This window comes from Asaia krungthepensis NRIC 0535 (genome assembly GCF_025995175.1).
Lineage (GTDB): Bacteria > Pseudomonadota > Alphaproteobacteria > Acetobacterales > Acetobacteraceae > Asaia > Asaia krungthepensis.
Map to the genome: position 1 here is coordinate 50,613 of NZ_BAPV01000004.1, position 15,992 is coordinate 66,604.

The window sequence follows — 15,992 nt, forward strand, 5'->3', positions numbered from 1 at the left end:
GTCCGGCAGGACAGAATACGGAAAAACCCGCCATCTGGCGGGTTTTTTTTTGCGCCCAAGGTCAGCCGATGAAAGCGCTTGCAACGCCCTGAATAATGTCAGAATGTTGCTGGACACCCTTACAAGGATATTTCCATGCTTCGTGGTTTCCTCGCCCTGACCGTCCTCCTCGGAACGGCAGCGGCCCCTGTGGCCTATGCCAAGCCCTGTCGCGATGCGACAACCGGCAAGTTCACCAAATGCGAAAAGCCGAAGGCGGAGAAATGCCGCGATGCCAAAGGCAAGTTCATGAAGTGCAAGGCCGATGCCCCGAAGGACGATGCCGCCAAGACAGCAACACCTGCTGACGGCGCGCCGGGCAAGAACTGATCTGACCCTGTCATGGGCGTCAGCCTTGGACAGACCAACGAGAAAAGGCCCGGTTTGACCGGGCCTTTTTGCTGCATATCAGGTATGACGTCAGCGACGACACATTACAGCTCTCTGCCCTCAGGCTCGGGCACGGCTCCTGATGGCTTGCGCCATCGCCTCGACACCATTCCCGCGATTGGTCGAGAGAGCCTTGACCAGACCGAGATCATGCAGAAAGCCTGGATCCGTCGCTTCGATTTCGGCTCTGTCCCGCCCCGAATAGACACGCAGCAAAAGTGCCACCAGCCCATTCACGATAGCCGCGTCCGAAGCCCCGGCAAAGAACAGCTTTCCATTCTCCTCATGCGCCTCGAGCCAGACCTGGCTCTGACAACCCGGCACGCGATGGGCATCGTTCTGCCATGCAGACGGGAATGCCGGCAGGTTGCGCCCCATCTCGATGATGTACTCATAGCGATCCATCCAGTCATCGAAGAGCGCCAGCTCCTCTCGAATGGCCTCGATCGCCTCCGAAGCGGTGTCATCCACGTTCTGCACCCAGGGTGCCATGATCGCCGCCCCGCTCACAGGATGAACCTGCTGAGATCGCCCTTGCGGGCCAGAGGCGCCACGCGCTCCTGAACATCCTGCGCCGTCACTGTCACGGTCTCTCCCCCGCGATCGGACGCCCGGAAGGAAATGTCTTCCAGAAGGCGCTCCAGAACCGTGGCCAGACGCCGGGCACCGATATTCTCGACACGCTCATTGATATCTGCAGCAAGTTCCGCCAGCGCATCGACCGCGCCATCCTCGAAAACGAGGGTGACGTTCTCCGTACCAAGCAAGGAGACATATTGCTTGAGCAGGGAATGCTCAGGCTCCAACAGGATGCGCTTGAGGTCGTCGCGTGTCAGACCGGCCAGTTCGACGCGGATCGGCAGACGCCCCTGCAATTCGGGCAGCAGGTCCGACGGCTTGGCAAGATGAAACGCGCCTGAAGCGATGAACAGGATATGGTCTGTTTTCACAGGGCCGTATTTGGTCGTGACCGTGGTGCCTTCGATCAGCGGCAGCAGATCGCGCTGGACCCCCTCGCGGGAGATATCGCCGCTGCGCCCTCCCCCCTCACCGGATCGGGCACAGACCTTGTCGATCTCATCCAGAAAGACGATGCCGTGGTCCTGGGCGTGACGCACTGCATCCTGTGTCAGGGCGTCGTTATCGACCAGACGATCGGCTTCTTCGCGAATAAGAAGCTGGCGCGCTGCTGCAATACCCAGGCGACGCTTCTGCGGCGCGCGGTTCATCAGGTTCTTCATGAGATCGCCAAAGGCGGCGGCGTTCATCACCGTGCCATTCGCCATCTCAGGCATCTCTCCAGAACCAGGCTCACGCCCGACCTGAATCTCGATTTCCTTGTCCTCAAGCTCGCCATTGCGCAGCATCTGACGGAACTTGGTTTTGGTGTCGGCGGTCGCACCCTCACCCACCAGCGCGTCGACAAGACGGGATTCGGCCGCGAGTTCGGCCTTGGCATTCACGTCCTTGCGGCGCGCCTCACGCAGCATGGTCAGCGAGACCTCTACCAGATCGCGGACGATAGACTCCACATCGCGCCCGACATAACCGACCTCGGTAAATTTCGTCGCCTCGACCTTCAGGAAGGGCGACTGGGCCAGACGCGCCAGACGCCGTGCGATCTCGGTCTTGCCACAACCGGTAGGACCGATCATCAGGATATTCTTGGGGACGACCTCTTCACGCAGGCCTTCAGGCAATTGCGCCCGGCGCCAGCGATTGCGCATGGCAATAGCGACGGCACGCTTCGCTTCATTCTGCCCTATGATGAAGCGATCGAGTTCGGAGACGATCTCGCGAGGCGAGTAATTGGGAATATCCATCACGATTCCTCCCCGCCAAGCAGTTCAACCCGGACAGAATGATTGGTATAGACGCAGATATCGCCTGCGATCTTCATGGCCTTGCGCGCCACATCCTCAGCGCTCAGCCCCTCAATATCGATCAGCGCCCGCGCAGCGGAGAGCGCATAATTCCCGCCCGAACCGATGGCGATAATGCCATCCTCAGGCTCCAGAACATCGCCGTTGCCGGTGAGGGTAAAGGAGCGATAGGCGTCGGCGACGGCCATCATGGCCTCCAGCCGGCGCAGATAGCGGTCAGTGCGCCAGTCTTTTGCCAAATCCACGCAGGCACGCTCAAGCTGATCGGGATAACGCTCCAGCTTGGCTTCGAGACGCTCGAGAAGCGTAAAGGCATCGGCCGTTGCTCCGGCGAAGCCGGCAAGGATGGTGCCCTTCGGGCCAATACGCCGAACCTTGCGGGCATTGCCCTTGATAACGGTCTGGCCGAGCGTGACCTGTCCGTCACCGGCCATGGCCACCTGCCCGTCGCGTCTCACACAGAGGATGGTAGTGCCATGCCAGCCGACAGGGTCATGAGGAGAGGAAGAAGTGATCTGCATGTCTCCACACATAAGGCGTGGAGACGCGCAGACAAGCCCGCTTCAGCGCCGCTGACGCAGCGTAGTGGCTATGGCTTCACGCAGTTCCTGCGGTGTGAACGGCTTGCCCAGCACGAAAGCGTTGGCTGGCAGGTTTTCGGGATCGGCGTAACCACTGACGTAGAGCACCGGCAGTGATGGATAATTTGCGGCCAGGATGAGTCCGCATTCACGCCCTCCCATGCCGGGCATCAGGAGATCGAGCACCACCAGGTCGAAACGCTCCCCCGCGGCCAGATGCGCAATCACATCAGCGCCATCGCCAACACTCACGACCTCGTTCCCGTCCTGCGACAGGAACTGCTCGGTCACGAGTCGCACCCCCGGCTCGTCATCTGCCAGCAGAATGCGCAGCGGACCGTTGCTGATTTCCTCGACCTTCAGGCAATGCGTGTCTTCCGCAATCTTTTCCTGGCAGACCGGCAGAACCATGGTCATGCGGGTCCCCTCACCGGGGACGCTCTCGACGCGGATATCGCCGCCGCTGCGCTGGAGAAAGCCGTATATGGTGGAAAGACCGAGCCCCGTCCCGCTCCCAAGGCCCTTTGTCGTGAAGAAAGGCTCGAAGATGCGGCGGACGACTTCGGGAGGCATGCCGCAACCCTGATCCTTCACATCCAGCATGACGCGCTCGACTCCGTCCTGCGCGCTCTCATGGATGAGGGAAATCGCAATCATTCCCCCTTCCTGCATGGCATCGCGCGCATTGATGCAGAGGTTGAGGAGCGCCATCTCCAGCTGCCCCGGATCGCTGAGCACATGGGGCATGACCAGGTCGCGCGGCACGGCAGAAAGATCGAGCACACAGCGCCCGGTCTCTCCGCGCAGATCGCTCGCGCGGCTCAGGCTCTGCACGATCAGATCCTGCATGCTCCAGATCATGGCGACCATGTCGACGGGGCGCAACGCCATCGGTTTGGGACGCCCGAATTCGAGCAACCGGCGTGTCAGCACCGTTCCCCGTCGCGCCGATTCCAGCGCATTCTCGAACAGTTTGGTGACGGTCGGATTACCGGCGGGAGTCATGTCCTGCAGCAATTCGAGCGAACCGAGCATGGCGGTCAGAAGATTATTGAAATCATGCGCAATGCCGCCCGCCAGCGTGCCGAGGGCGTGCATCTTGTCGTCCTGACGCAGACGCTCCTCCATGGCCAGGCGCTCGGTCACATCGCGGTCATAGCTCATCTGCCAGCGTTGCGGCATGGGCAGAGGCACGCCGGACGCGTTGCGAGGCCATGGCAGGGTCTGGCGAATGATCTCGTGCCAGCGAAGGCCGTCCGGCGTCATCTCCGATACCAGACGGCTCGCGCCGCCGGTCTGTTTCGTCTCCTCACGCATCGCCACGATCTCGTCGCGGAGGGCCTCGCCATGGAGCGCGTTCTCCTCGATATCGCCCTTGGCATTGGGCTCGACATCGGCCGCCATGTTGTGACGCAGAACAGTTCCATCGGACTCGGTGAAAACGACATCCATCGGCACGGATTCGAGCGCGCCGTGCAGCAATACGCGCTCGACCATGAGCGCACGCTCAAGCCGGTGATGCGCTGCAACCTCGCGCACCATGGCGCGCAGCGAATCCGAATCCCAAGGCTTGTGGGCGTAGAACTGGATACGCCCTTGGTTCAGCGCCGCCACGACAGCAGCGAGATCGGCATACCCGGTCAGCAGGATACCCCGCGCGTCCGAGAATTCGCGCGCCTTGCTGAGCAGGACATCGCCGGTCATGTTGGGCATGCGCTGATCGGAGACAATGACCGCGATATCTGGCGATTTGCGCAGAAACCCCAGAGCCTCGACAGGATCGGTGCTCGACAGGATATCGAACTCATCTTCGAGAAGATCGGTCAGCGCGACAAGAATCTCGGCTTCGTCATCGACCAGAAGAATACGGCTCCGGCCGTACGGTACTGACATTTCGGTCCGTTTCATGCGCTGCGTCCTATCGTAACCGGTCCGGTTGGCGTGAGCCGCACGGGCACCGAGAGCGTGAAACAGGCTCCCACTCCCATGCCATCCTCCAGATTGGCGTCTTCAATATCGATCGACCCGCCATGAGCCTCGATCACGCCATAGGCAATGGCCAGGCCCAGACCGGTGCCCATCCCTACAGGCTTGGTCGTGAAGAAAGGCTCAAAAACGCGCGCGCGCAAGGCGGGCGGCACGCCGGGCCCGTCATCGGCCACGCTGATCACATAGCGTGCATCCTGCCCTGCCTTCTCGAGTGCTGTGGTGATCACGATCTTGCCGCTCGGAGCGCCCGGTTCGAGCCCCTCGGCTTCAGCGCGCGAGCGTATGGCGTCGGCGGCGTTGCTGACGATATTCATGACCACCTGATGAAGTAGGGCGGGCTGACAAACGAGCATGCGTGGGGCCGCAAGATGCCGCTCCACGGTGATTTCGCGTCCGAACTTATGAGCCAGCAGGGCCAGAGCCGTGTCGATTGCCTCGACCACATCCGTATCCTGAAAGGCGCTTTCATCCAGACGCGAAAAGCGCCTGAGGCTCAGAACGAGGTTCTGGATCCGCTGCAAGCCAAGCCGCATTGCGCCGATACGGCTCGAGCATTTCTCGAGAAGCGCAAGCTGCCCTGCCTGGAGCGGCCCTTCGGTATCGATCAGTCTCTGCAACGCCCGCGCAATCGTCTCCTCATGGGCGAGGGTGAAAGCCAGAGGGTTGTTGATTTCATGTGCGATGCCCGCCACGAGTTCGCCCAGCGAGGCCATCTTGGCTGTCTGGACCAGCTTGGCCTGGGTCTCGATCAGGCGTGCATTGGCATCTGCGAGCTCGGAATTGGCATGGGCCAGCGCCTCGGCCATGGCCGCCTTCGCCGCGATGGCCCGTGCCTCGCTCTGGGCGGTCTGGAGCGCGACTTCACGCACCTGACGCTTGATTTCCTGCTGACGTATCTCGTCCTGCGCCAGTTTGCGACGGACCAGTACCCGAATGCGCAGGGCGAGCACGTCAGGGGCGATATCGCTCGGCACCAGATCGTCCAGACCGGCATCGAACAGATCGGCCGCCGAATGACGCCGAAAACGATCCGCATCGACAATACCGAGGATACGGAAAGACGTGCCCCCGGCCTCGAGCACGTCCTGACGGCGCGCATCGAGGCGGCGGCAGAAATTCACGCCGTCGAGCATGCGCGAGGTGAGATCCAGCACGAGGCAATCCGGCCCCTCATCTCCTCCCAGCCAGCCCCCATGGATCAGCTCTCCAGAGGCTGTGACCGTGGTAACCGTATGCCCATCACGCCAAAGCAACTCACCGAGCGACGCTCCTGAGGAATCATGCTCCCAGTTGGCGTTTTCTGCGGTCGCCTCGTCGAAATCCTCGTGCTTGGGGCTGGTGACAATAACAATGCGCGCGCGCCTGAAGCGCCCTGCCTCCTCAGCCTGGAGAAAATCCGATCCCTCGCGCAGCAACGCCCTGATACGCAGGACAAGGAGATCGGGATGAGCCGATTTCGAGATATAGGCATCTGCGCCACTCTCAAGCCCTTCGCGCTCCAGCCCCGGCGCCACGTCCTCGGTCAGCATCAGGATCGGTATGGAACGCGTCTGGGCATTCATACGGAACTGGCGCGCCATTTGCCCGCCATTCATGCCGGGCAGGTGATAATCCGCGACGACCAGATCGGGCAGACCGTCATCGAGACAGGTCAGGGCCTCCTCGCCGCTCGCCACCCTGCGGACCGCGAAACCGGCCTCATCGAGCAGTTGCACGAGCGCCTGCGCCTGCAGGTCAGACTCTTCCACGAGGAGAATACTGGGAAGGGACGTGTCTGACATCGTCATGAAATGAGCAAATCCATCTTGTGTCCGCTGATATCCTCCCCCGGGGAGGCCTCGCCTTCATGAAAGTTGCGATTTTTCCGATCATTGCATTTCAACGCGCCGCCAGCTACCTCAAGATCGGATATCGTGGTCAGTCCCGATTGCAGGCCGCGTCACCTCTGCCTGCCACGACCAAGCTGGAATCGCCCCATGGAAGTTTCGCCCCGCCCGTCCCTGTCACGCCTTGCACAGGCGAGCGATGACCGCGAACCTCGTCCCGCCTCGGGTCTTGGCCTGCTGCGTACCGCCTTCTGGGCAGTATGTTACTTCGCCTTCTATTTCGCCCAGCAGGTCGCAGAGGTGCTCGCCCCCCTGTGCCTCGTTCTGGGTATCGGCTGGATGGCCCTGCCGCGCGCGCTCGCCTCCATCACGACCAACACGGCCTCGACCGACCCGCAGGCGCAGGACGTGATGAACCACGTGGTCGGCAGCATTCCCGATCATCTGGCAATCGGCAGCCATGTGATGACAGCAAGCGGTCTGGTGTTTGACGGCTTCCTTCTCATGGCCGTCGCCGCACTCGGCGCCACCGTGTCCGCGGTCGCCGCCCGCAATATGTGACCGACCGGCCGGGGCTTTCATGATCCGGTTCAGAAACGTTACCTACCGGCACGGACCGGGACAACGCCAGCCCGGCCCCAGGTCCGGTCGCGAGGCGGTACCGCCCGTCCTTGACAATATCGGCTTCAGCATCCCGCAGGGTGCGTTCTACTGGCTGACAGGCCCTTCAGGCGCCGGCAAGTCGAGCCTGCTGCGTCTGGCTCATGGCGAGGTCATGCCCTCATCGGGCGAAATGGAAATCCTCGGGGTCAATCCGGCCCGCGTCGGGCGCCGCCAGCGCGCCCAGCTCAGGCAACGGATCGGCTTCATCCCGCAGGATCTGCGATTGCTGGCCGAGCTCGACGTCCTCGATAACATTGCCCTTCCGCTGCGCCTGGCAGGCGAAGACGATACCCATATAAGACGTGAGGTCCAGTCGATCCTCGAATGGCTTGGCCTCGGACCGAAGCGCCATCGCTATCCCGATGCCCTTTCAGGAGGCGAGAGGCAGCGTGTGGCCATCGCCCGCGCGCTGGTCGGGCGCCCTGCGCTTCTCCTGGCTGACGAGCCAACCAATGCTCTGGCCGAGGGCCAGAGCTGGCAACTGATCGAAGCGTTGCAGGCCTTGAGCAGGAGCGGCACGACGGTCGTCGTTGCGACCCATAACGAAACGCTGCTGCGCGCCCTTCCGCTGCCTTCCATTGCTCTCTCGAATGGCAAACTGGTGCATCCACTACTACCGGGTACAGGGGCCGATACCAGCGGGAATGTCTCCGCGTCAGACAGAACGCTGCTGACGCGATGAGACGCACCCTGCCCGACGGGCTGCATCTTGGCAGACGCGACCATGGTCTGATTCCTGTCATCGCGGCTGTCACCGCCATTGCGACCCTGGCCCTCGGCGGATGGAATGCTGCGCGCAGCCTGTCACAGGAATGGGCACATGGTGCGGCGCAGCAGGTGACAATCGAAATCCCGAACATTTCGGGCGACGCGCAGGCGGTTTCAACGAAACTCGTGGCTGTGCTGAAAAGCGATCCGGGCATTGAGGCGGTCGAAATTCTACCCGACGCCAAAGTGCAGGAAATTCTGCGACCCTGGCTCGGGGCCATGCAGGCAAATCTCGCCGACCTGCCCGTCATTCTCTCGCTGACCCGACGTTCCAATACGCCGCTGACGGACCTGCCGGTCATTCTCGACACCATCGCGCCGTCTGCCATCATCGAGGATAATGTGCGCTGGGGCGAGAGGCTGATGCTGCTGGGTCAGAGCCTGCAGGCCTGCGCCTGGCTCGCTGTCATACTGGCAGGCTTCGCCACGGCCGGGGTGACGACCCTGTCGGTGCGCATGACCCTGATTGCGAGACGACGGACAGTGGAAATCCTGCATAGCCTTGGCGCGCGCGACGGCCTGATTGCGCGGCGCATCGCATGGCGCAGTGCCGTGCTCGGCGTATCGGGGGGACTTCTTGGCACCCTGCTCGGCGGAGCGACGCTTGCGATTCTTCATCGCCTCATCCAGCCATTTCTCGATCAGTCGCGCGCGGGCCTTTCGATCTGGCCGCAAGGCTATGAGGAATGGATGAGCCTCTGGTCGGGTCTGCCTTCATCGCTTTTTCACTCTCTCGCCTCTGTTCCTCTGCTGGTTGCCGCGCTCAGCTTCATTGTTGCGCAGGTCACTGTCCGCCTCTGGCTGCGGAGGCTGCCGTGAGGTTCTGGCTTGCGCTGCCTCTGATGATTTTTGTTCTCGCCATCGTCTGGTGTGCGGGGTTTGCCTGGTTCTGCGTGGATGCCCTGCAGCCACCGGCCCATCCAGTGCATTGCGATGGTATCGTGGCCCTCACCGGGGGGCGTGACAGAATCGAGGCCTCACTAAGCCTGCTCGATAAAGGCGTAGGAGACAGATTGCTGATTTCCGGTGTCGGGCCTCATGCCACGCTGAGCCAGCTTGCCGAGCATGCCCCCGTGCCACTGACGCCCGAGCTCGCCGCTCGTATCACGCTGGGCAGACGCGCTGTCTCGACCATAGGCAATGGGTCGGAGACGGCCAGCTGGGCGCGTGAGAACAGGATTCACTCCCTGCTGGTCGTCACCGCAGGATATCACATACGCCGCGCCATGCTGGAGCTGCATCGCGCGGCGCCCGGCATCATTCTTCATCCCTATCCGGTGCGCTCGCCGGTTCTGCGACGGAGACCGGATCGGGCGACAGTCCTCCTGCTCTTTCACGAATACATGAAATGGATCGGCTCCAATCTCGGCCTGTCACGCGGCGTGAACATGGCCCCTCGCGCCTGACCGGAACGCACCGTTCGGACATTGCCCGACCGATCTCTCAGTTCCGGGTAGCTGGCGTAGGGCAGCAGAGAGAATTCCCTCATGCCGTGCGATGCTCTAGTGAACGTCGCACAGGGAAGCGACCATCAGGGGGAGTGCATGACCCGCATACGCGCATCACTATTCGTCACCTATTTCATTATCCTCACCCTGCTGATGGGACTGGGGGCCATGCCGATCCGCCTCCTGCGTCGCCGGTCGCTTGCCTTACGCTATGCACAATGCTGGTCAGCCCTGACACTATGGGGGCTCAAGAATTTTTGCCGCATCAGGATCACGGTCACTGGCAAGCACCACCTGCCCACGGGTCCCTGCCTTATTGCCTCACAGCATCAGTCCTTCTTCGACGGTTTCATCTGGATGATTCTGGTTCCACGACCGGCCTACGTCATCAAGCAGGAACTGACGCGCATTCCCTTCATCGGTCCGATGCTGGTTCTCTCCGGCATGGTCCCGGTTGAACGGGCTGCCGGTGCGAAGGCCCTGCGCGCCCTGATGAAGACCACACAGGAGCATTTCGATTCGGGGAGGCAGATCATCATCTTCCCCGAGGGCACGCGGACTCCCCCCGGGGAGCGCGTCCCCCTCCAGCCCGGGGTCGTGGCACTGGCCAAACAGGCTTCGGTACCCGTCATCCCGGTCGCAACGGATTCAGGGCTCCATTGGCCGCGCCGCGGATGGCTCATGCAGCCGGGGGAGATCACCGTGGCAATCGGCGAAGCGCTTCCCGCCAGTGCGGGCCGCCACTCGCTGATCGACTCGATCTATCGCAGCTGGGACAGGCTCAGCGCAGCAAGCGGCCTTCCCGTCCCTGTGGATAACTCTGTGGACTCGAGGCGTTGAACAGGGGAGCAGCTGTGGGAAAGGCGGTGCGCAACATGGGAAGCGCCGCTCATCGGGATAGCGAGCCAGGAAGAAGGCGAGTCAAGAGACAATCGCCATAAAACCTAGAGTTTCCGCGAAAAACTCGCAGGTATCCGTTACGGTGGGCGCATCTAACACACGGGCAAGGGCTTTCATAGCCCTCACAGCGAGACTCTTTTTTTTCCGCAAGACGCGCCATCCGGGATCTGGGGATAATTTGTGCAGTTTCTCATGACAACTGTGAAATTGAGGCTCCGCTCATCGCGATGGCACAATATTGGATGGCGAATGCGGGTATGAAAAAGGCTCTCTTCTTCTCCTTTCTCAGTGTGACCATTGTGTTACTCGCGGTGCTTGGTCTGGATGCTTATGGCATCGGCCATCTCGCGAGGCGCGTGGAGTCGTCCGTGCCCGAGCTGGCGGCAAAAGGGTGGCATCTGTCGTGGCGCGCGGAGTCGCGGCAATGGCGTCCATGGGGCTCGAAACTCATTCTGTCGGGCGTCTCTCTCCATGACAATCAGGGTCATGGCTGGATTGGCCAGTCACTCTCACTCGGGCTCGATCCGTTTCATCCATCTGACGTCATTCTGCGCTTTTCAGGGCCTCAGCTCCTGCGCGTCTCCAGCGCAATCGATCTGACAACGGGAGAGGCGACGGGACGCTTCTCTCCGGGTTCGAATACTCTCTTCCTGCGAACCCCGCTGGTCACAGCTTCGGCGCTGCCGGTCACGGAGATCGAAAGCGTGATCCTTCGCGACGTGACAATAAGAGTCGTTCCCGGCCTCGATGCCGAAAATCCTGTGCCTGCCTGGGGAATCGACCTTCACGCCGGTTCCGCCTCGCCACAGTTTCGCGGCAGCATTGCTTCGGAGTCCGGCGCGATGGCCCATCTGGCGGCCCTCATGCCGCTTATGCCGCCACCGCGCGATCTTCATGTGGCGATTGCCGCACTCCGCCCGCGGAAAGCTTCGCTCGGGATCTCCGGGCCATATGAACGCTATTTAATTCAGGACGCTGCAATCACACTCGGACCGCTATCCTGCGTCGCCCGTGGCACGCTCGGCAGCGATGGGGCCGGCACTCTCTGGGCGCACCTGTCTGGCTTGCAGGGCTTTACCCGCTACTGGATTGCCCGCGCGCCGGAAATCCTGCGCGCCCTGCCGGCCAGCGCCCCGTTCCTGCATAGCCTTGATGAACAATCGGCAAGGATACCAGACCAGTTTGACCTGCCCGTTCCGGTAGGCGGCGATGACATTTTATTGCAAAATCACTTTTCCACGATAATAACAGGGCATTCTCGATGAACCGGAGGGGAAGCTGACGCCTTATGGGCGGTGGCAGTTAACCATTCCCCTTCACGACTGGCCTTGATGGCCGCGGATCCCTGCAATGCCTGACATGAGTGCTCTCTTCCTCGCACGATTGCAATTCGCGTTTACCGTCGGATTTCACATCGTCTTTCCCGCCTTCTCCATCGGTCTGGCAGCGTTCCTGGCCGTGCTCGAAGGGCTTTGGCTCAAGACGGACAAGCCCGTCTATCTCGACCTCTTCAAATACTGGCTGCGCGTCTTCTCGGTCGTGTTCGCCATGGGCGTCGTCTCAGGGCTGGTGATGTCCTATGAGTTCGGCACCAACTGGTCGCAGTTCTCGCAAAAGGCGGGGCCAATCCTTGGTCCGATGCTGGCCTATGAGGTCATGACCGCCTTCTTCCTCGAAGCAGGCTTCCTCGGCGTGATGATGTTCGGGCTCAACCGCGTGGGCAAAGGGCTGCATTTCGCGGCAACCTGCATGGTCTCGATCGGCACGCTCATCTCGATGAGCTGGATCCTTGCATCCAATTCCTGGATGCAGACGCCCCGGGGTTACAAGATCGACGCCGCGACGGGTCGTTTCCTGCCAGCAGACTGGTGGGCCATCGTCTTCAACCCGTCTTTTCCGTTCCGCCTCGTGCACATGGCGCTGGCCGCTTTCCTGTGCGTGGCCTTCATCGTGGGCGGCGTAGGGGCTTGGCATCTGCTCAAGGCCAAGCGCCAGAAGCGCCAGCCGACCGATGCTGTGAAGGTCATGTTCTCCATGGCCATGTGGATGGCTGCCATCGTGGCCCCGCTGCAGATCCTTGCGGGCGACGCCCACGGCCTGAACACGCTGAAATACCAACCTGCCAAGATCGCGGCGATGGAAGGCGACTGGGAGAGCGAGAGCCGTGCGCCCGAACTGCTGTTCGGGGTACCGGACATGGAACATGAGGTGACCCGCTACAAGATCGGCATTCCGCTCGTTGGCTCGCTGATCCTGACGCACAGCCTCGACGGCAAGGTGCCGGGCCTCAAGGATTTCCCGAAGGACCAGCGCGCGCCGATGTATGTGGTGTTCTACACCTTCCGCGTGATGGTGGCCCTTGGCAGCCTGATGGCCCTGCTTGGATTCTTCTCGCTGTTCCTGCGCTGGAAGGGCGGGTTCTATACCAACCCGATCCTGCTGCGCGGCGCGCTGCTCATGACGCCTGCCGGGTTCATCGCCCTGCTTTGCGGTTGGGTCACGACCGAAGTGGGCCGCCAGCCCTTCACGATCTATGGGCTGCTGCGCACCGTCGACAGCGTCTCACCCGTGACACTGCCGAACATGGAAATGTCCATGGTGGCCTTCGTCATCGTCTATTTCATCGTCTTCACCGCCGGTATCGGCATCCTGCTGCGCGACTTCGCCAAGGAACCGAGCTCGAACGAGCCTGAGCCCCCGCGCGATCAGCCGCATCGTGCCGCTGGTATCACCCAAGTCTCTCACCACCCGGCGGAGTAAGCGATCACCATGAACACCCTCGCCTATTGGTTGCCCATTATCTGGGCAACCCTCGCCTCTCTGGCCATCTTCATCTATGTCTGCCTCGACGGGTTCGACCTGGGCATCGGCATCCTGTTCCTCGGCGAGCACCGCAAGGAACATCGTGATGTCATGGTCAACACCATCGCCCCGGTCTGGGACGGTAACGAAACCTGGATGATCTTCGGGGGCGCCACGCTTTATGGCGTGTTCCCCGTGGCCTATGGCACGATCCTGCCCGCGCTTTATCTGCCCATTCTCTTCATGCTGCTCGCGCTCATCCTGCGTGGCGTGGCGTTCGAGTTCCGCGTCAAGGCAAGCGGTATTTTCGGCATGGGGTTCTGGGATCGGTCCTTCTGCATCGGCTCGCTCGTGGCGTCGGTCATGCAGGGCATCATTCTCGGTGAACTGATCATGGGCGTGAAGGTCGAGAACAATACCTTCGTTGGCAGCGCCTGGGACTGGGTCGCCCCCTTCCCGCTTTTCTGCGGCTTTGCCGTGGCTGTGGGCTATACCCTGCTGGGTGCAACCTGGCTGGTGTGGCGTACGGAAACCGATCTCAAGGCGGTCATGCAACGTCTTTCGGCGCCGCTCGGTCTGGGCATGCTGGTGCTGATTGCCATTGTCTCGGTCTGGACGCCCTATCTGCACGCGAACTACATGCACCGCTGGACCGATTTCCCCGAGATCGTCTGGGTGGCCCCCGTACCCGTCGCAGTGATCGCTCTGGCTGCGCTCTTCTTCCTGTCGCTGCGCAAGCAGACAACGCGCCTGACGCCCTTCCTCTGCGCGCTGGGTTGGTTCTTCCTGTGTTTCTCGGGTCTGGGCATCAATGTATGGCCCTATATCGTGCCGCCCACCGTCACGATCTGGTCGGCGTCATCCCCGCCGGAGAGCCAGCTGTTCCTTCTGGTCGGTGCGTCGATCCTGCTGCCGATCATTCTGGCCTACACCATCTATTCCTACTGGGTATTCCGCGGCACCGTGACCGCCGATCAGCACTACCACTGACTCAGACCACACGCAGTCGACCCCATCCGAACGACGCGGTTCGGATGGGGCCTGCCTCAAGGGAGATCGATCATGCCAGTCACTGCTGCTCCACGGTCCTTCCTCGCCCGGCTTGGCTGGTTTGTCGGGCTATGGGCAGCCGGGGTCGTCACGCTCGCCATCGTTGCGACCCTGATCAAGATGATCATCTTCCATCAGTTCTAGGCAGAAGGCGTGAGATGAGGGCGTACATCGACTGCCCTCATCCCGGCATTATGGGCCGCCTCGAGCCCCTCTTCCGTATCCTCGAAAACGAGACAGCGAGCCGGAGCAACATTGAGGCGTTCGGCAGCCAGAAGATAGAGATCGGGAGCAGGCTTGCCGTGCTTCACGTCTTCGATCGTGACCACAGTATCGAAGAGTTCCAGCAGATCGAGCGTCTGCAGGGTAGACGTCACCGCCGATTTCATTCCCGCTGACGCAACAGCCATCGGCACATGGCCGAACTGCTCACGCGCAATCGTGGCGGCAAAACCATGCTCGCGCAGCTTGTCCAGATGGTTCTGGTAGAGCAGCTTGCAGCGCGCCAGCAGGGTTGGCCGATCCAGGGTAAGGCCGAAGCTCTGTTCATACGCATTGAACAGCTTGTCACTCGACAGCCCTGTTCGGGCAAAATACCAGTCCCGTTCCAGCGTGTAGCCCACCTCACCCAGCGCTTCCTGAAAGGTCAGGAAATGCACAGGCAGGGTATCGGCGATCGTCCCGTCACAATCGAAAATGATCGCGTCGAATACGTGATCGTCCAAGGAAAATTCGGACGTCGCAGGATTGGTCCCATCGTCATCGGATATGGCCGCACTCATGATCGGTTTGCTTTCCTTCAGAAATTATCCTTGGCCCGACGCAGCGCGGCAAATTCGGCGACATCGCGCGCTCTCAGGAATAGATTGGTCTGGCGCTCTAGCCCGAGGGTCACAGGCACTGTGGGGCGCCCTTGCGCACGCAGCGCGTTGACTTCCTGAGCGCGCTGTTTGAGCGCCATAGTATCGGGCCCGTGAGCAAGCGCGAAAGCCGCGTTGGACGCCGTATATTCATGCCCGCAACAAATAAGGGTTTCATCGGGGAGAGAATCGAACCGCCTCAGGCTGTCGAAAAGCTCCTGTGCAGTGCCTTCCAGGAGCCTTCCACAACCGAGGCTGAAGAGCGTGTCACCACAAAACAGGGCGGGAACGGATCGGAAATAGAAGGCGATGTGACCGCGTGCATGACCCGGTGTGGCGATCACCTCACCCAGATCATGCCCGATCGCGATACGGTCCTCGTCATGAAGCAACAGATCGAGTGGCGGCAGGCGCGCCTGGTCGGCCTCAGCCCCGGCAATGCGTGCGCCATATTTCCGGCGCAAGGTCTCAGCCCCGCCGATATGATCGTCATGATGATGGGTCAGGAGGATCAGGTCCAGCCGCCCCTTCCCAATCACATCGATCACTGGTGCGGCCTCCCCCGGATCGACCACAGCGACGGCGCCGGTCTGGGGATCGGTCAGTAACCACGCGTAATTATCCCGTGCGAAGGGAACGGCTCTGATTTCGAGACTCATTGTCCTGTCTTCCTTCTGTTCGCTGATTTGGCTTGTTAGCCATAGCCTAGCCTCACTCGAAGGCTAACGTATCCTCACGCCTGTGAGATCAAATCGGTCAGGCACGTATCCATCTTGCTGCCCTCCGGATGACC

General features: G+C 61.3%; 17 protein-coding genes. 10 read left to right on the forward strand and 7 right to left on the reverse strand.

Translation table 11 applies throughout. The features are described 5' to 3' along the window. Positions 1–135: 135 nt before the first annotated feature. A complete protein-coding gene (locus tag AA0535_RS02710) occupies positions 136–369 on the forward strand; it encodes a hypothetical protein (RefSeq protein WP_264814374.1) in 234 nt (77 codons plus the stop codon). Between the two features lie 120 nt (positions 370–489). On the opposite strand, the gene AA0535_RS02715 is transcribed toward AA0535_RS02710, so the two are convergent. Genes AA0535_RS02715 through AA0535_RS02735 form a run of 5 tightly spaced genes read right to left on the reverse strand, consistent with a single transcriptional unit; the run spans position 490 to position 6,669 of the window. After that, on the reverse strand, positions 490–921 hold the full coding sequence (locus tag AA0535_RS02715; protein ID WP_373319261.1) for a SufE family protein: 432 nt from the start codon (positions 919–921) through the stop codon (positions 490–492). Between the two features lie 14 nt (positions 922–935). Further along, positions 936–2,252 carry an ATP-dependent protease ATPase subunit HslU gene (hslU, locus tag AA0535_RS02720; protein ID WP_264814710.1) on the reverse strand — a complete coding sequence of 439 codons (1,317 nt, stop codon included), beginning with the start codon at positions 2,250–2,252 and terminating at the stop codon, positions 936–938. Further along, a complete protein-coding gene (gene hslV / locus AA0535_RS02725; RefSeq protein WP_264814375.1) occupies positions 2,252–2,833 on the reverse strand; it encodes an ATP-dependent protease subunit HslV in 582 nt (193 codons plus the stop codon). The genes hslU and hslV overlap by 1 nt, the downstream gene beginning before the upstream one ends. 42 nt (positions 2,834–2,875) lie before the next feature. Further along, entirely contained in the window at positions 2,876–4,801 is a 1,926-nt protein-coding gene (locus AA0535_RS02730; protein ID WP_264814376.1) for a response regulator, read from the reverse strand. Next, positions 4,798–6,669: a response regulator gene (locus tag AA0535_RS02735; protein WP_264814377.1), complete on the reverse strand. Its 1,872-nt coding sequence runs from the start codon at positions 6,667–6,669 to the stop codon at positions 4,798–4,800. The genes AA0535_RS02730 and AA0535_RS02735 overlap by 4 nt, the downstream gene beginning before the upstream one ends. 189 nt (positions 6,670–6,858) lie before the next feature. On the opposite strand from AA0535_RS02735, the gene AA0535_RS02740 reads away from it, so the two are divergent. The 9 genes from AA0535_RS02740 (at position 6,859) to AA0535_RS02780 (ending at position 14,483) form a co-directional block, all read left to right on the forward strand. After that, on the forward strand, positions 6,859–7,269 hold the full coding sequence (locus tag AA0535_RS02740; protein WP_264814378.1) for a hypothetical protein: 411 nt from the start codon (positions 6,859–6,861) through the stop codon (positions 7,267–7,269). Positions 7,270–7,288: 19 nt separating this feature from the next. After that, positions 7,289–8,053: a cell division ATP-binding protein FtsE gene (locus AA0535_RS02745; protein ID WP_264814379.1), complete on the forward strand. Its 765-nt coding sequence runs from the start codon at positions 7,289–7,291 to the stop codon at positions 8,051–8,053. After that, complete coding sequence (locus AA0535_RS02750) at positions 8,050–8,958, forward strand: cell division protein FtsX (RefSeq protein WP_264814380.1); 909 nt, start codon at positions 8,050–8,052, stop codon at positions 8,956–8,958. The genes AA0535_RS02745 and AA0535_RS02750 overlap by 4 nt, the downstream gene beginning before the upstream one ends. Further along, a complete protein-coding gene (locus AA0535_RS02755; RefSeq protein ID WP_264814381.1) occupies positions 8,955–9,545 on the forward strand; it encodes a YdcF family protein in 591 nt (196 codons plus the stop codon). Before AA0535_RS02750 ends, AA0535_RS02755 begins: the two co-directional genes overlap by 4 nt. 138 nt (positions 9,546–9,683) lie before the next feature. After that, the gene (locus AA0535_RS02760) at positions 9,684–10,427 is read left to right on the forward strand and encodes a lysophospholipid acyltransferase family protein (protein WP_264814382.1); all 744 of its coding nucleotides are present in this window, start codon (positions 9,684–9,686) and stop codon (positions 10,425–10,427) included. 317 nt (positions 10,428–10,744) lie between these two features. After that, entirely contained in the window at positions 10,745–11,752 is a 1,008-nt protein-coding gene (locus AA0535_RS02765) for a DUF2125 domain-containing protein (protein WP_264814383.1), read from the forward strand. A gap of 85 nt (positions 11,753–11,837) precedes the next feature. After that, positions 11,838–13,247, forward strand: coding sequence for a cytochrome ubiquinol oxidase subunit I (locus AA0535_RS02770; protein ID WP_264814384.1), 1,410 nt, complete (start codon positions 11,838–11,840; stop codon positions 13,245–13,247). A 9-nt stretch (positions 13,248–13,256) separates the two neighbouring features. Further along, entirely contained in the window at positions 13,257–14,279 is a 1,023-nt protein-coding gene (gene cydB, locus AA0535_RS02775) for a cytochrome d ubiquinol oxidase subunit II (RefSeq protein WP_264814385.1), read from the forward strand. Between the two features lie 72 nt (positions 14,280–14,351). After that, positions 14,352–14,483 carry a DUF2474 family protein gene (locus AA0535_RS02780; RefSeq protein ID WP_264814386.1) on the forward strand — a complete coding sequence of 44 codons (132 nt, stop codon included), beginning with the start codon at positions 14,352–14,354 and terminating at the stop codon, positions 14,481–14,483. On the opposite strand, the gene AA0535_RS02785 is transcribed toward AA0535_RS02780, so the two are convergent. Both AA0535_RS02785 and gloB read right to left on the reverse strand, forming a co-directional pair. Beyond that, on the reverse strand, positions 14,480–15,121 hold the full coding sequence (locus AA0535_RS02785; RefSeq protein ID WP_264814387.1) for an HAD family hydrolase: 642 nt from the start codon (positions 15,119–15,121) through the stop codon (positions 14,480–14,482). The genes AA0535_RS02780 and AA0535_RS02785 overlap by 4 nt on opposite strands. A 17-nt stretch (positions 15,122–15,138) precedes the next feature. Beyond that, positions 15,139–15,858: a hydroxyacylglutathione hydrolase gene (gloB, locus tag AA0535_RS02790; protein WP_264814388.1), complete on the reverse strand. Its 720-nt coding sequence runs from the start codon at positions 15,856–15,858 to the stop codon at positions 15,139–15,141. Positions 15,859–15,992 lie beyond the last annotated feature (134 nt).

What these genes read in the sequence shown, in the direction of transcription:
- AA0535_RS02745 (WP_264814379.1), top strand. Translation starts at nt 7,289, where the DNA reads ATGATCCGGTTCAGAAACGTTACCTACCGGCACGGACCGGGACAACGC.
- AA0535_RS02740 (WP_264814378.1), top strand. Translation starts at nt 6,859, where the DNA reads ATGGAAGTTTCGCCCCGCCCGTCCCTGTCACGCCTTGCACAGGCGAGC.
- cydB (WP_264814385.1), top strand. Translation starts at nt 13,257, where the DNA reads ATGAACACCCTCGCCTATTGGTTGCCCATTATCTGGGCAACCCTCGCC.
- gloB (WP_264814388.1), bottom strand. Translation starts at nt 15,858, where the DNA reads ATGAGTCTCGAAATCAGAGCCGTTCCCTTCGCACGGGATAATTACGCG.
- AA0535_RS02760 (WP_264814382.1), top strand. Translation starts at nt 9,684, where the DNA reads ATGACCCGCATACGCGCATCACTATTCGTCACCTATTTCATTATCCTC.
- AA0535_RS02750 (WP_264814380.1), top strand. Translation starts at nt 8,050, where the DNA reads ATGAGACGCACCCTGCCCGACGGGCTGCATCTTGGCAGACGCGACCAT.
- hslU (WP_264814710.1), bottom strand. Translation starts at nt 2,252, where the DNA reads ATGGATATTCCCAATTACTCGCCTCGCGAGATCGTCTCCGAACTCGAT.
- AA0535_RS02715 (WP_373319261.1), bottom strand. Translation starts at nt 921, where the DNA reads ATGGCACCCTGGGTGCAGAACGTGGATGACACCGCTTCGGAGGCGATC.
- hslV (WP_264814375.1), bottom strand. Translation starts at nt 2,833, where the DNA reads ATGCAGATCACTTCTTCCTCTCCTCATGACCCTGTCGGCTGGCATGGC.
- AA0535_RS02770 (WP_264814384.1), top strand. Translation starts at nt 11,838, where the DNA reads ATGCCTGACATGAGTGCTCTCTTCCTCGCACGATTGCAATTCGCGTTT.
- AA0535_RS02765 (WP_264814383.1), top strand. Translation starts at nt 10,745, where the DNA reads ATGAAAAAGGCTCTCTTCTTCTCCTTTCTCAGTGTGACCATTGTGTTA.
- AA0535_RS02710 (WP_264814374.1), top strand. Translation starts at nt 136, where the DNA reads ATGCTTCGTGGTTTCCTCGCCCTGACCGTCCTCCTCGGAACGGCAGCG.
- AA0535_RS02730 (WP_264814376.1), bottom strand. Translation starts at nt 4,801, where the DNA reads ATGAAACGGACCGAAATGTCAGTACCGTACGGCCGGAGCCGTATTCTT.
- AA0535_RS02735 (WP_264814377.1), bottom strand. Translation starts at nt 6,669, where the DNA reads ATGACGATGTCAGACACGTCCCTTCCCAGTATTCTCCTCGTGGAAGAG.
- AA0535_RS02780 (WP_264814386.1), top strand. Translation starts at nt 14,352, where the DNA reads ATGCCAGTCACTGCTGCTCCACGGTCCTTCCTCGCCCGGCTTGGCTGG.
- AA0535_RS02785 (WP_264814387.1), bottom strand. Translation starts at nt 15,121, where the DNA reads ATGAGTGCGGCCATATCCGATGACGATGGGACCAATCCTGCGACGTCC.